Consider the following 14,572-nt stretch of genomic DNA (forward strand, 5'->3'; position numbering starts at 1 on the left):
GGGGTGTGCGTCGAACGGTGCTGCCGCACACGGTGGTCGACACAGGAAACTGCCTCGTCGTCAGGGGCACGTCAATGGCCTGGACCAAAGTTGGACTAGACCAATTCGCGGTTTCGTTGTGTGGTGCATCGAGCGAGTCCGGGCGGGTGCTGGCGCGATGCGCCCGAGGGGCCGGATTGGTCCAGTGAGCCACGCCCGGGGAGAAGTTCCGCGGACGCGGCCGTCGTCACCGGCCGGGCGCGGAGCCGCGCACGACCAGCTCCGTGGGGAGGACGAGCGGCTCGTCCGCCATCGGCTCGCCGCCCAGTCCGGCGAGCAGCAGCCGGGCGGCGGCCCGCCCCATCTCCCGCATCGGCTGGCGGACGGTGGTGAGCGGCGGCTCGGTGTGGCGGGCCATGGGCAGGTCGTCGAAGCCGACGACCGCGACGTCCTCGGGCACCCGCCGGCCCGCGGCACGCAACGCCCGCAGGGCGCCCGCCGCGATGAGGTCGTTGTGCGCGAACACGCAGTCGAAGTACCGCCCCGAGGCCAGTGCCCGCTCGACCGCCGCCCGCCCGGTGGCCTCCGTGAACTCCCCGCCGGCGACGAGGCCGTCGGGCAGGATTCCGAGGAACCCGCTCAGCCGCTCCCGTACGCAGCCGAAGTCGCGGCGGCCGGTGACGACGAGCGGCCGGGAGCGGCCCGACGTCAGCAGGTGGGCGGCCGCGGACGCGCCGCCGGCGTGGTTCGTGGTGGCGACGGAGGGGAAGGCCGGGCGGTGGCCCCGGTCGTCGATCAGGACGACGGGAAGTCCCCGGCGGTGCAGGGCCGTCAGCGTGTCCAGGGTGTTCTCCGGCTCCACGACCAGCAGCCCGTCGAAGGCGCGGGCGGAGACCTGGTCGGTGAAGTGGCGCACCGAGTCGGCGCCCCGGTGGCAGGTGTGGAGCATCAGCCCGTACCCGGCGGCCTCGACCGTGTCGGCGACGCCCTGGAGGACCTCGCCCATCCACGGCCAGGTCAGCGAGGGCGTCAGCATGCCCACCGTACGGCTGGCGCCGCGGGCCAGGCCGACCGCCCCGGAGCTGCGGACGTACCCCAGTGCGTCGATCACCTCACGAACGCGTGCGGCGGTGGTCGCGTCCACCTCCGCCCCGGAGTTCAGGACCCGGGACACGGTGGTCTTGCTGACCCCCGCACGACGTGCGACGTCGACGATCGTGACGCGCATCGGGGCCTCCGTCCGCCGGTCGGCGACATCGCTGTCGGAACCGGTTCCGGCCCCGCACCGCGAGTCAACCGGCGGGCAGCCCATCCGTCAAGACTTCACGACAACCCGACGGAAAACCGAAGTTCCGTCTGTCTCAAGCGAGTTGTGCGTTCAGGATCTGAATGCGCGGAGTCTTGACGGACCCGCCGCCGCGGCAGTTCACTCACGCCTCGGAACACCACTCGGTCCGCGGACCCCCCACCCGACCCCCGCCGAGAAGGGCACCCCCATGCTCCGTTCGACGCACAGGACACGGCACAGGACACCGCACGGCACACCGGGCGCCCCGCCCCGCCCCACGCCCCTCGCGGGCCGCCTGACGCGCGCCCTGCTCGCCGGCGCGCTCGTCACCGCCGGGCTCACCGGCCTCACGGCCGCCCCCGCGCAGGCCGCGGGCGAACCGGTGAACCTCTGGCTCACCACCACCGACGACGCCGGCGGCCGCCACGTGACCCGCGGTCTCCAGCAGCAGGCCCCGCTGGCCTTCCAGGCCGGCAACGGCGGCGCCGGCACGAACATCACCGTCGACGAGAACACCCGCTACCAGACCTTCACCGGCGGCGGCGCCTCGTTCACCGACACCGCCGCCTGGCTCATGAAGGGCTCCGGCGCCCTCAGCCAGGCGACCCGGGACGCGACGATGCGGAAGCTCTTCTCCCCGACCGAGGGCATCGGGCTCTCCTTCGTGCGCAACCCGATGGGCGGCTCGGACCTCGCCCGGTTCGGCTACACCTACGACGACCTCCCGGCCGGGCAGACCGACCCCGCCCTCACCCGGTTCTCCCTCGCCCACGACCTCCAGGACGTGCTGCCGCTGACCCGGCAGGCCCGCCAGCTCAACCCCCAGCTCACCCTCGTCGCCTCGCCCTGGACCGCGCCCGCCTGGATGAAGGACGGCGGTCAGCTCAACGGCGGCTGGCTGAAGGCGGAGCACTACGGCACCTACGCCGACTACTTCGTGAAGTACCTCCAGGGCTGGCGCGACCAGGGTGTCCCCGTCGACTACGTCACCGCCCAGAACGAGCCGACCTGCTGTTCCGGCTACCCGTCGATGAGCTGGAACGGCTCGGGGCTGGCGTACTTCACCAAGAGCGAGCTGCTGCCCAAGCTCCGAACCGCGGGGCTGGCCACCAAGGTCCTCGCCCACGACTGGAACTGGGACACCTACGACGCGTACGCCGCGCAGACCGTCGACGACGCCGCCGTGCGCAGCCACCCCAACTTCGGCGGCGTCGCCTGGCACGGATACGGCGGGGACGTCGCCAAGCAGACCGAGATCCACCAGCGCTACCCGCAGCTCGACGCCTTCCAGACCGAGCACTCCGGCGGCACCTGGATCGCGAACCAGCAGCGCGAGGACATGACGAACATCATCGACTACACCCGCAACTGGGCGAAGTCGGTGACCAAGTGGTCCCTCGCCGTCGACCAGAACCGCGGCCCGCACAACGGCGGCTGCGGAACCTGCGACGGCCTGATCACCGTCCACAACGGCGACGCCCGCCACGGCCAGGTGGACTACACCGTCGAGTACTACACCATGGGCCACCTCACCAAGTTCGTGAGGCCGGGCGCCCAGCGGATCGCGTCCACCTCCGGCGCCGTGCCGAACGTGGCCTGGCGCAACCCCGACGGCTCCAAGGCCCTGCTCGCGTACAACGACGGCGCCGGCGCGCAGAGCGTCACCGTCAACTGGGGCGGGCAGCGCTTCACCTACTCCCTGCCCGGCAAGACCTCGGCGACCTTCACCTGGGCGGGTACCCCCTCCGAGGGCCAGGACCGGACCGGGGTCCTGCGCGGGCTCGACGGCAAGTGCCTGGACGTGGCCGGGGGCGCGAGCGCGGACGGCACCCCCGTCCAGCTGTGGGACTGCAACGGCAGCGCCGCGCAGAACTGGACGCTGCGCGCCGACGGTTCCGTGCAGGCGCTCGGGAAGTGCCTGGACGTCAGCGGCGGCTCGACGGCCGACGGTGCCAAGGTCCAGCTCTACACCTGCAACGGCTCCGGCGCGCAGCGCTGGCGCCACGAGCAGACCTCGTCCGACCTGGTGGCCGTCGCGGCGGACAAGTGCCTCGACGCCACCGGCAACGCCTCCGCCAACGGGACCCGGGCGCAGATCTGGACCTGCACGGGAGCGGCCAACCAGAAGTGGCGGCTCGGCTGAACGGCGCCCCGGCGCGCGGGGGAGACCCGCGCGCCGGGGACGGCCGGACGTCACCTCGCGTACACGGGGAAAGCCCCCGATCTTGAGATGCGCATGCCAATATGACCCCGCCCGCACCATGCCGCCCGACGCAAGGGGACAGAGTGAAGACAACGGCGTACGTCACCCGGGGCGCCCTCGCCCTCTCCGGCGCCCTCGCCCTGCTCATCGCCCTCCCGGCCAGCGCCCTCGCCGCCCCGCCCACCGCGCTGCCCGCCAACGCCGACGGCCTGGAACAGACGTTCCAGCCCGCCTTCGACTACGACACGGACGGCTGCTACCCCACCGCGGCGATCGGCCCCGACGGCACCCTCAACGGCGGCCTCAAGCCCTCGGGCGCCCTCAACGGCCAGTGCCGCGACGCGGGGGACCTCGCCGACACCAACGGCTACGCGCGCGCGAAGTGCAACAACGGCTGGTGCGCCATCATCTACGGCCTCTACTTCGAGAAGGACCAGGCCGTCGCCGGCAGCGGCCTCGGCGGCCACCGCCACGACTGGGAACACGTCGTCGTGTGGGTCCAGAACGACCAGGCCCAGTACGTCTCCACCTCGGCCCACGGCGACTTCGTGACCAACGGCCGCGACCGCATCCGCTGGGACGGCACCCACCCCAAGGTCGTCTACCACAAGGACGGCATCGGCACCCACTGCTTCCGCCCCGCCAACACCAACGACGAACCGCCGGAGAACCACCGGCACACCTGGCAGTACCCCAGCCTCGTCGGCTGGAACGGCTATCCTCCCGGCCTGCGCGACAAGCTCAGCCAGGCCGACTTCGGCAGCGCCCACTTCGGCCTCAAGGACGGCAGCTTCGCCGCCCACCTCGCCAAGGCCAAGCCGGCCGGGATCCCCTTCGACCCGTACGCCTGAGCGAAAGCCCGATCCGTGCGACGACACGTGATCACGAAGGGATGAATGTACGGCGATGGCGCCCCGCCGGTCACCGCGGGGCGCCACGCTGCTGCCGTGCGCAGAGAAGGCAACAAGGTGGTTCCCGGGCAGCGGAACACCGCACACGGGACCGGCACGGCCAGGTCCGTCACACCCCCCGCACCCGCCGGACGTCCCCCGTACCGGACCGACTCCGCCGAGGCTCGCCTCCGCTACTGGTTCGACACCGTCCTCACCCGCGGGACGCCCGCGCTCGTCGGCTGGCTCGCCCTCGCCTGCCTGCTGCTCGTCGTCCCCGTCAGCGCCCTGCTGGTGTGGACCGACGACCGCGCCCCCGCCACACTCGGCTCCCGCGTCGCCGCGGTCTGGCGCAACACCGGACAGACCCTGCGCCTGGGCGGCGAGGTCGGACCGCCGCTGCGCGTCGCCCTCTCCGTCCTCCTCGCCCTCATCGCCCTGCTCTACGTCTCCACCCTGGTCAGCCTCATCACCACCGGCATCACCGACAAGCTCATCGCCCTCAACCGGGGGCACTCCACGGTCCTGGAACGCGGCCACACCGTCGTCCTCGGCTGGTCCGAACAGATCCCCACCGTCGTCTCCGAACTCGTCACCGCCCGGCTCGGCCTCGCCCGGCGCGGCGCCGGCGTCGTCACCGTGCTCGCCGACCGGGTCAAGACCGCCATGGAGGAGGAGCTCCGCTCGGCCGTCGGCACCCCGCACCGCACCCGGGTCATCTGCCGCACCGGCCGCCCCGCCGACCCCGTCGCCCTCGCCCGGGTGAGCCCGGCGACCGCGGAGGCCGTGCTCGTCCTGCCCCGCGACAGCCCCCGCGACGACGCCGAGACCGTGAAGGCCCTGCTCTCCCTCGCCGCCGCCGCCGGCGAGGACCACCCGGTCCGCGTCATCGCCGCCGTGCGCGGCGACCACCACCTGACCGCCGCCCGCCTCGCCGGCGGCCCCCGCGCCACCGTCCTGCACACCGACGACATCGCCGCCCGCCTCCTCGTCGCGTACGCCCGCACACCCGGCCTCTCCCTCGTCCACCAGGAGCTCCTCGACTTCGCCGGCCACGAGTTCCACACCCTGCCCGCTGCGGGACCCGCCGGTCTGACGTTCCGTCGGGCCGCCGCCCGCTGCCCGGAATCCTGCGCCGTCGGTCTGGCCCGCGCCGACGGCACCGTCCTTCTCAACCCCACCGCCGACACCCCGCTCGCCGCCGACGACCGCCTGATCGTGGTCGCCGAGGACGCCGCCACGCCCTACCCCGTCGACCCACCCGTGCCCTACGACCCCACGGGCCTCGCCGACCCCCCACCCCCCGCCGCCGCCGCGCCCGAGCGGTACCTGCTCCTCGGCTGGAACCGAAGGGCCCCGCGCATCGCCGACCAGCTGGCCCGGCGCACACCCCCCGGCTCCGTCCTCGACGTCGTCACCGAACCCACCGCGGCGACCCTCTCCGCCGTCCGCACCGCCGCCAGGACCGTGGGCCCCGGTCTCGCCCTCCACCACCACCCCGGCGACCCCACCCGGCCGGAGACCACGGCCGCACGGGAACTCGCCGGCTACACGGCCGTCCTCGTGCTCGGCCCCGACGGACACCGCGGCCACCAGGACCCCGACGACCGCACCCTCGTCACCCTCCTCCACCTGCGGGAACGGCAGCGCCACGGCACACACCCCGTCCCCGTCGTCGCCGAACTGACCGACGACCGCAACCACCTCATCGCCCCGCGGGCCGCCGCCGACTTCGTGGTCAGCGGCAGGACCATCGGACTCCTGATGACCCAGATCTCCCAGAACCCCCACCTGGCCGCCGTGTTCGAGGAACTCTTCGCCGCCGAAGGCAACTCCGTCCACCTCCGCCCGGCCGCCCACTACGTCGTCACCGGCCGCCCGGCCTCCTTCGCCACCGTCGTCGAGTCCGCCGCCCGCCAGGGCGCCCGCGCCATCGGCTACCGCTCCCACCGGCACGCCGCGACCGCCCCGCACCACGGCGTACGCCTCAATCCGCCCAAGGCCCACGTCCGCCCCTGGCACCCCGACGACCAGGTCGTGGTCATCGCCCCCGGCGACTGACCGGGCCCCCGGCCGCACCGAAACCGCGTGCCGCGCCCAAGCCGCCGCGGTTAGCCTTCCGCCCGTGCCCCACCTCCACCGACGCGACCGCAGACCCTCCCGCCGGCCCGCGGGCGCCCCACGGCCGGCCCCCGCCGTCCGCGTCGCCGGGGCCGACCTCGTCCTCATCGGCTACTTCTCCGCCCGGCAGAAGGACTTCGCGACGCTCATGGACGAGGCCGCCACGGAACTCGCCGCGCACGGCGCCCGCGTCGTCGCACAGGTCGTCCAGCGACGCGGCGTCTCGCGCGGCGGAGCCCGCGCGATGTCCCGGCCCCTCTCCCGCGGCACCGTCCTGAGCCAGGGCAGGATCCGCGAGGCCGCCGCCGTCTGCACCCGCACCGAAGCCCACGTGGCGGTCTTCCTGTGGCCCCTGACGCAACGCCAGCGCCACACCCTCACCGCACTCCTCGGCCGACCGGCCATCAGCCTCGCCGAAGCCCTCGCCTCGCCCTGACCCGCTCGACGCGCCGCCCCCGCCGTGGCGGACGGAATCGATCCGCCACGCCCTAGGAGGCGTCCGGCCTGCGGGCCTCTATCAGCGTCCGCGCGGAGTGGGCCACGAACGGTCCCTCCGCCCGGATGCGCGCGTCCAGCTCCCGGAGCCGGGGCAGATGGGCCTCCACCGAGAACCCCGGCACGATCCAGATGACCTTGCGGAGGAACCAGACCACCGCGCCCACGTCGCGGAACTCCATGCGCAGCCGCTCGGAGCGCAGGTCGACGACTTCCAGGCCGGCCGCGCGCGCCGCCGCGCTCTCGTCGTCCGGATGCCGGTGCCGGGCCGCCTCCGGCTGCGGGCCGAGGAAGTACTCGACGAGCTCCCACACGCTCGCCGGGCCGACGTGCTGCGCCAGATAGGTGCCGCCCGGCCGCAGGACCCGGACGATCTCCTCCCACCACACCGTCGCGGGGTGACGGCTGGTGACGAGGTCGAACGCCCCGTCGGCGAACGGCAGCGGAGGCTCGTCGGGATCCGCCACGACGACCGCGCCCCGCGGATGGAGCAGCGCGGTCGCCCGCGCGATGTTCGGCGGCCACGACTCGGTCGCCACCATCGTCCGCGGCAGCGCCGGCACACCGGCGAGCACCTCACCGCCGCCCGTCTGGACGTCGAGGGCGGCCGACGCGCCGGCGAGACGATCGCCGAGCATCCGGTGGTACCCCCAGGAGGGCCGCTGCTCCGTCGCCCGGCCGTCGAGCCAGGCGAAGTCCCAGCCGTCGACGGACGCCCCGGACGCCTCCGCCACCAGTTCTTCGAAGGTGGGTGTCATCCCCCCATCATCCGTCCCGCCCCGGACGCCTCCCGCGGCGACCTGCCGACCCGGCGCGGCGTGGCGGACGGCCCCGTCAGCGGCCCCCGGGCGCCGTCGCGGAGGACGGCTCCCGCCGCTCCGCGTCCCAGCCGTCCACCACACCGGGAAGCTCGACGCGGGAGCGGATGCCCAACCGGGCGAACACGCCCCGCAGATGGTGGTCGACGGTACGGGGACTGAGGCAGAGGCGGTCGGCGACCTCCTGGTTGGTGGCCCCGCGCGCGACCAGGCGGGCGATCCGCTGCTGCTGCGGGGTCAGCTCGCGCAGCGCCGCCGGATCGGCCGCACCGCCCGACGCGCCGCCCGTGGCGCGGAGTTCGGAGCGGGCGTGCTCGGCCCAGCCGCCGGCCGCCGCCCGCTCGAACGTCACCAGGGCGTCCCGCAGCGGCCCGCGCGCGTCCCCCGGCCGCCGGCGCCGCCTCAGCCACGTGCCGTACGCGAGCAGCGTACGGGCCCGCTCGAAGTCGTTGCCGCAGCTCTCGTGCCGGCGCACCGCCTCCCCGAACCAGTACGCCGGGCCCTCCCCCTCCGCGAGCAGCGCCCGGCAGCGCGCCAGCTGGGCCCGCGCGGGACCGTCGACGCCCAGGGCGGCCCAGGCCGCGTACTCCTCTGCGGCCACCCGGGCCTCCGCCTGCCGGCCCGCCGCCACGGCCGCCTCCACGAAGCACGGCACGGCCAGCATCCGGAGCGCGAAGTGCCCGCCCCGCGGCCCGGGCCGCACCAACGGAACCAGCCGCGCCGCCGCCTGGTCCGCGAGCCCGCGGGCCAGCTCGTCCCGGGCCAGCGCCCACTCGGCCAGCGTCGCCGCCTGCACGAGCCCGTGCGGCCCCGCCGTCGCCAGCGCCCGCGCGGCATGCTCCGCCACCGCCGCCCCGTCGCCCTCCACCGACGCCACCAGCGCGAGCACCGCGTGCTGGTGCGCTGCCACGTTGTGCTGCCCCGTCGCCTCCGCCGTCCGCAGCCCCTCCCGGGCGGTGCGCGCCGCCCGGCTGTACCGCCCGGCCCGCAGCTCGGCGTACGCCAGCTGTTCCAGCGCGTGCGGCAGCAGGGCCGTACGCTGCTCCGCCCGAGCCCGCGCGAGCGCCCGGGCGTGCACCCGTGCCGCCGCGCCCGTGTCACCGAGGACCAGCGCGGCCGCCCCGGCCCGCAGCAGCAGCCGCGGATCGTCCGCCCCGCCGTCCTGCGCGACCACCCGCGCCAGCGCCGCCCGTGCCTCGTCCAGCCGTACGGTCAGCGCGGCGCTCAGCCCCACGGCGAAGTCCCGCTCCGTGCCGCCGACCTCGCCGCCCCCGCCGAGCGCCGCCAGGCACGCCTCCACGTCGCCGGCCGCCCATGCCGCCTCCATCGCCAGGAACCGCGCGTCGGACGCCTCCACCGGCGCCCGCCCCCGCAGCAGCTCCGCCGCCTGGAGCAACGCCTCGTAGGCGTCCATGACCGGCCCCCCGGCCAGCGCCGCCAGCCCCCGGACCAGCTGCTCCCTCCCCCGGGCGACCGGTGACAGGGCCCGCGCCGCCGCCGAGGGCCCCAGCCGGTCCGCCCGATGCCCCTCGCTCCGCGCCAGCCTCGCCCGCGCGGCCGACGGGGGCTCCTCGGCCGCCACCGGCGGGGCCGCGGGCTCGGCGGGGGGCGCCGGGACGACCGGGACCGCCGCCGCCTCGCCGGGCGGCCCTGCGACGCCGCCGCATGGCGTGCCGGTGCCCGGACCGTCCACCGTGGGGCCGCCCGCCGCGGGGCCTTCCACAGCGGCGCCGCCCACCAAGGGGCCCTCCCCGGTCCCTCCGTTCGCCCCCACGCCGTCCACCCCGGGACGGCTCGCCGCACGGGTGCGGGTCGCCGGGATGAGGTCCGTGGCCCGCGCCGCCGAGCCGGCCGCGGACGGACGGGCCGAGGCGAGGGCGGCCCGCCCGAGGAAGGGGTCCTCGAAGCCGAGCACGCCGTCCCTGCGGGTCAGCAGCCCGTCCGCGACCAGCCCCTCCAGCGGCTCGGCACGCGGGCGCCCCCGCGCCCCGGTACCGGCGGCGGCGACGTCCACCCCGTACGCCGTCGCGCTCGCCCCCGGGGCGCCGGTGCGGCCCGCCAGCGTCACCACGGCGACCCGGGCGAGCAGCCGCCGGGACGCGGCGGGCAGCCGGCCGAGGAGCCCTCCGTACACCTCGCCGAGGACCCGGTCGTCGACCAGCGGCCGGGGCAGGGCGGCGGTGCCGAGCAGCTGGGCGGAGGTCAGCGGCCGTACGGCGGAGGCCAGGATGCCGGGGTGTCCGGCCGTCTCGTCGAGCAGCCGCTGCTCGACCTCGGCGGCCGGCGTGAGGCCCGGACACAGGTCGTGGAGGAGAGCGCGGGCACCGACGGCGGTCAGGGGACCGAGCCGTACCGCCTCCGCGCCCGGTACGTCGGGGAACCGGTGGTGCCGCGCGGCGGAGACGAGCCAGCCCACGCGCCCCGGCGCGCCGTGCGCCCTCCCGTCGGTCCGTTGCCAGGCCGCGGCGAGGGCGGCCCGCGAGTGGGCGTCCCACAGGTGGAGGTCGTCCACACAGACGAGCACCGACGGCGCCTCGACGGTGAGCAGGGCCACGGCCCGGCCGAGTCCACCCTCGTCGCGGGCGGTCCGCAGGGCCCGGCGGCCGGCGGACGGGGTCGGGGCGAGCGCCGCGAACAGCGCGCGGGCGGCGCTCCACGGCCCGCGGTGACCGGGGGCGGCGACGCGGTACGGGGTGCCGGGGAAGTCGTGCGCCGCGCGGGCGAGGAGCGCGGAACGGCCCTCGCCGGGGCCGCCGGTGACGAAGAGGACGCCTCCGGTTCCCGCGGCGGCGCGGGCCGACAGGCGCGCCACGGCGGCCAGTTCGGCACCTCGGTCGTACAACGGGGGGCCAGGGGAGGCGGTGTGCGTCGCTCCGCTCACGACGGTCACGTTACCGACCCGTACGGCACGGCGGTAGGTTCCCGGGGCTGGGCAGTGGCCCAGACCCGGGAACCGGGCTCTGTGACGCCGCACAGAGCGTCAGGAACCGAGCGGGCAGGTGCCGCGGTACTCGTCGATCGTCAGGCTCGGCCGCGGGAGCGGGCACAGGAACTGCTCGTAGCGGGTGTCGTCGTCGAGGAAGCGCTTGAGCCAGGAGATGCTGTACTTCGCGATCGTCGTGTTCGACGAGTTCGGCGTGAAGTGCGTGGCGCCGTTGAGCTCCAGGTACGCCTTGTCCAGCGAGGCGGGCAGGCTCTCGTAGAACGGCTCCGAGTGCGTGGCGACGGGGGCGACCGTGTCACCGTCCGCGCCGATGACCAGCGTCGGCGTGGTGATCTCGGGCCACGTCTTGTCCGTGTTCCAGGCGGTCAGCGGGACGGCTGCCTTGAGCGACGGCCGGCTCTTTGCGGCCTCCAGGGTGCCGCCGCCGCCCATCGAGTGGCCCATCACGCCGAGCCGGCTCGCGTCGACGCGCCCGCGCACCGTGCTGCGCTGGGTCAGGTAGTCGAGCGCCGCGAGGAGCTGCCGTCCACGGCTGTCGGGCTGGTCCAGCGTGGTGAGGGTGTCGATGGTGAAGACCACGAAGCCCTGCGAGGCCAGCCGCGGCCCGAGCCACGCGATCGACGACTGGTACGCGGTGAACCCCGGCGAGATCACGACCGCGCCGAAGGTCCCGTCGCTCGTGGACGTCGGGTAGTAGATCGTCCCGCCCCCGAAGCCCGTGACCGCGAGCGAGGACACGGACGTCTCCGCCACGGAGTACGAGCCGCGCAGCGCCTCGATGCTCGACTGGGTGGGCGCGGGACCGCGCTCGTACGGATTGGCCGCCGCGGCGGCGGTGCCCGCGGCCTGGGCACCGGGGGCGAGCAGCAGAGTGGTCAGACAGGCGGCGGCCATGGCCGCGCCGAGGTGTCGTGTCACGACGGAGTCGTCCTCTCGTGTCGTGGGGTGGCCCCCGCCCGGGACGTCCGGGCCGCGGCCACGCCGTGATCTGGCCCGGCCACTGTCGACGCGGCTCGCCCCACGGGCATCGGCAGAATCACCGGTCTTCGCGGTCCTCGCGGTCTGTGCCGTCTGCTCCCGTCCTCGACGGACGGACACATCGAACGGGCCCTGGCCGCCGTCCTCGTGAACGACCGGACCTCTCGAAATGTGATCATGAAGCGCGCGCGTCCGCTCGCCGCACCGCGTTCCGTGTCACCCACGACCCGCTCACGCTCTGGAGATCCCGATGGCATCAGATCTGCGCGTCCTCGTCCACGGCGGCGGCATAGGCGGGCTCGCACTCGCCACCGCCCTCGCCCGCCGCGGCCACACCGTGGAGGTCGCCGAACTCCGAGACGGCCCGGCGTCCCTGGGCGTCGGCATCATCCAGCCGTCGAACGCCCTTCACGTGATGCGCGAACTCGGCGTGCTCGACGCATGCCTCGCGGCCGGTTTCGCCTGGGAGTTCCTGACCATCGCAGACCCGGCGGGCACGCCCCTCGCACGGATACCCCAGCCCCGCATGGACGGGGCGCCCGCCGCCAACGGCATCCCGCGACCGGCCCTCGCCGCCATCCTCCACGGCGCCGCCGTCGCGGCCGGTGCGACCGTCCGCCACGGCCGCACCCTCACCGCCCTCGACGACGACGGCGCGGGGGTCACCGCGACCCTCTCGGACGGGTCGACCGCCCGCTGGGACCTCGTCGTCGGGTTCGACGGCATCGGCTCCCCGCTCCGCACCCGCCTCTACGGCGACCGGTACACCCCGACGTACACCGGCTTCGCCAACTGGCGGGTCACCGTCCCACGCCGCCCCGACCTCGACGGCGTCCTCATGGCCACCGCCGGCCAGAAGGCCAAGGCCCTCCTCACCCCGATCACCGACGAACTCGCCTACCTGGGAGCGGTGTTCGCCGAGCGCGAGGACTTCCGCCCCGACCCGGACCACGCCCACGAACAGCTCGCCGAGCGCCTCTCCGCCTTCTCCGGCCCCGTCGCCGAGGCGCTCGCCACCGTCACCGACCCCTCGGCCGTCGTCCACTCCCGCATCTCCCAGGTCACCGTCGACGCCCCCTGGCACGTCGGCCGCGTCGCGCTCGCCGGCGACGCCACCCACGCCTCCACCCCCCACCTCGCCCAAGGCGCCGCCATGGCCCTCGAAGACGCCCTCGTCCTCGCCGCCTCCCTCGACAGCGCCCCCTCCGTCCCCGACGCCCTCCGCACCTGGGAGTCCCGCCGACGCCCCCGCGCCCTCTGGGTCCAGTCCCTCTCCCACGCCGTCCTCAAGCAGGAGACCGGCACCCCCACCACCCCCGAGGACGACGCCCTCCTGGCCGTCGGCGTCCCCGGCGCCGCCCAGGTCCTGGCCGAGCCCTACTAGTCGCCACCCGTCGGCCCCGTGCCGGGCCCTGTCGGGAGCTCCCACGGCCCGGCACGGCCCGCTCAGTCGCGGCTCGCGGGGCGGAGACGGACCAGATCCGAACCGTCGCAGTAGGTGAGGAAGCCGCCGTGCTCGCTCTGCAGGAAGGCCCGGCAGTCCGAGGGGTGCTCCCAGAGGACGCGGTCCTCGTAGCCGAACAGGACCAGGCGCCGCCCGTCCTGCCACAGGTACCGGGTGAGGGGGCGGGCCGCGGTGCTCAGACCTGGAGGGCGGATCGGTCCGTCGAAGGCGAAGAGAGGCCGGTCCGGCCGGGCCGGGCTGCGGACGATCTCCTTCCGGAGCGCGTCGGTGACCAGGTACTCGCCCGGGGCGAGGCGCTCGGTATGCCCTGCCGTGCCGAAGTAGGAGTCGACGACGAGGGCCCCGTCGGCGGCCGGCAGGGTCATCCGGTAGCCGACCACCAGCGGGATCGTCCGGTCCCAGCGGCATCCCGTGCCGGGGTCCCGAGGGGCTTGGGGCTGGTCCCAGACCAGCGTGTGCTGCCAGGTGTGGTCCTCTTCGCCCGTGCTTCCCGGCCTCGGAAGGGCGATCACGGTCGCGAGGCAGGTGCCCCGGGCCGGAGCGGTGGCGAGGGTGATCCGGCCGTAGTGGTCGGCGATCCGGTCGACCCTGCCAGGGGGGAGGCGCACCCCCTTCAGCCAGGAGATCCGGCCGTCCGCGGGATCGAGGGCCGCGATCCGGTCGGCGGTGACGAGGTAGGGGTGGCACCTCCTCACCTCCCGGCGCTCCACGGCGACGAACGCGTCCGCCTGACAGCTGTCCAGGACCCGCACGGCCCCGCGCTCCGTACGCGCCCACACACGCCTGCCCGACACGGGATCCCAGCCGCTCACACGGCAGGAGCCCCCACCGCACGCCGACACCACCACTGGGCCGGCCCCGCTCACGGACGGGATCACCTGACTCCCCGGTGTCACCGCGCGGCGCCAGCTCAGCCGCCCCGTCGCAAGGTCGACCCCCGCCATGGCGCTCGGACCGGCGAGCCCGTCCCGCCCTCCGACCAGCAGGGCCACGGACCCCAGGGAGACCGCCGAGTGCGCCGCGCCAGGGCGTGGTGACGTCAACGCGAACTCGGCCGGCAGGGTGAGCGTCCAGCCTGCCCGCTCGGGAATCGCCGGCCGTCCGAGCGCGCGGCCCTGGCCCAACAGGTCCTCTTGCGGGCTGTTCAGCGCCCATGTGCCGGCAGGCCCCGGCCGCACCGGCAACGGCACCCGCACGGCCTCCTCCGGAACGGAGGACCCGTCACCGAACATCGGCCCCTGCGGGGCGAAGCAACCGGCGACCATCAGCGCCACCAGTGCCATCCAGCATCCACGCCACCGCCACCGCCACCGCCGATGTCGCATCGAGCCTCCCCCAAAGCCGTCGCGTTGCAGCTCTCTTGAGCCCTGCCCTTCCGCACCCTGTCGACG

10 protein-coding genes are annotated in these 14,572 nt (G+C 75.2%); 5 read left to right on the top strand and 5 right to left on the bottom strand.

From position 1 onward, the window contains the following. Positions 1 to 226: 226 nt before the first annotated feature. The gene (locus ACZ60W_RS16555; protein WP_469756025.1) at positions 227 to 1,207 is read right to left on the bottom strand and encodes a LacI family DNA-binding transcriptional regulator; all 981 of its coding nucleotides are present in this window, start codon (positions 1,205 to 1,207) and stop codon (positions 227 to 229) included. Between the two features lie 268 nt (positions 1,208 to 1,475). Here ACZ60W_RS16555 and ACZ60W_RS16560 point away from each other — a divergent pair, with 268 nt between their 5' ends. The 4 genes from ACZ60W_RS16560 (at position 1,476) to ACZ60W_RS16575 (ending at position 6,917) form a co-directional block, all read left to right on the top strand. Then, positions 1,476 to 3,410, top strand: coding sequence for a ricin-type beta-trefoil lectin domain protein (locus tag ACZ60W_RS16560; RefSeq protein ID WP_469756026.1), 1,935 nt, complete (start codon positions 1,476 to 1,478; stop codon positions 3,408 to 3,410). A 101-nt stretch (positions 3,411 to 3,511) separates the two neighbouring features. Beyond that, positions 3,512 to 4,321, top strand: coding sequence for an NPP1 family protein (locus ACZ60W_RS16565; protein WP_469756027.1), 810 nt, complete (start codon positions 3,512 to 3,514; stop codon positions 4,319 to 4,321). A 96-nt stretch (positions 4,322 to 4,417) separates the two neighbouring features. Continuing rightward, positions 4,418 to 6,421, top strand: coding sequence for a CASTOR/POLLUX-related putative ion channel (locus ACZ60W_RS16570; protein ID WP_469756028.1), 2,004 nt, complete (start codon positions 4,418 to 4,420; stop codon positions 6,419 to 6,421). Between the two features lie 64 nt (positions 6,422 to 6,485). Next, on the top strand, positions 6,486 to 6,917 hold the full coding sequence (locus ACZ60W_RS16575) for a hypothetical protein (RefSeq protein ID WP_469756029.1): 432 nt from the start codon (positions 6,486 to 6,488) through the stop codon (positions 6,915 to 6,917). Between the two features lie 52 nt (positions 6,918 to 6,969). Here ACZ60W_RS16575 and ACZ60W_RS16580 read toward each other — a convergent pair whose 3' ends face one another. The 3 genes from ACZ60W_RS16580 to bdeA form a co-directional block, all read right to left on the bottom strand. Next, positions 6,970 to 7,734, bottom strand: a complete 765-nt coding sequence (locus ACZ60W_RS16580; RefSeq protein WP_469756030.1) for a class I SAM-dependent methyltransferase — start codon at positions 7,732 to 7,734, stop codon at positions 6,970 to 6,972. Between the two features lie 76 nt (positions 7,735 to 7,810). After that, a complete protein-coding gene (locus ACZ60W_RS16585) occupies positions 7,811 to 10,675 on the bottom strand; it encodes a helix-turn-helix transcriptional regulator (protein WP_469756031.1) in 2,865 nt (954 codons plus the stop codon). Between the two features lie 99 nt (positions 10,676 to 10,774). Further along, positions 10,775 to 11,656, bottom strand: coding sequence for a bis(hydroxyethyl) terephthalate hydrolase (gene bdeA, locus ACZ60W_RS16590; protein ID WP_469756032.1), 882 nt, complete (start codon positions 11,654 to 11,656; stop codon positions 10,775 to 10,777). 310 nt (positions 11,657 to 11,966) lie between these two features. Between bdeA and ACZ60W_RS16595 the strand changes: the two genes are divergently transcribed. Beyond that, a complete protein-coding gene (locus tag ACZ60W_RS16595) occupies positions 11,967 to 13,100 on the top strand; it encodes an FAD-dependent monooxygenase (RefSeq protein WP_469756033.1) in 1,134 nt (377 codons plus the stop codon). Positions 13,101 to 13,162: 62 nt separating this feature from the next. Here the strand turns inward: ACZ60W_RS16595 and ACZ60W_RS16600 are convergent, their stop codons facing one another. Continuing rightward, positions 13,163 to 14,506 carry an outer membrane protein assembly factor BamB family protein gene (locus tag ACZ60W_RS16600; protein ID WP_469756034.1) on the bottom strand — a complete coding sequence of 448 codons (1,344 nt, stop codon included), beginning with the start codon at positions 14,504 to 14,506 and terminating at the stop codon, positions 13,163 to 13,165. Positions 14,507 to 14,572 lie beyond the last annotated feature (66 nt).

It is taken from the genome of Streptomyces sp. NPDC104202, from assembly GCF_055584185.1.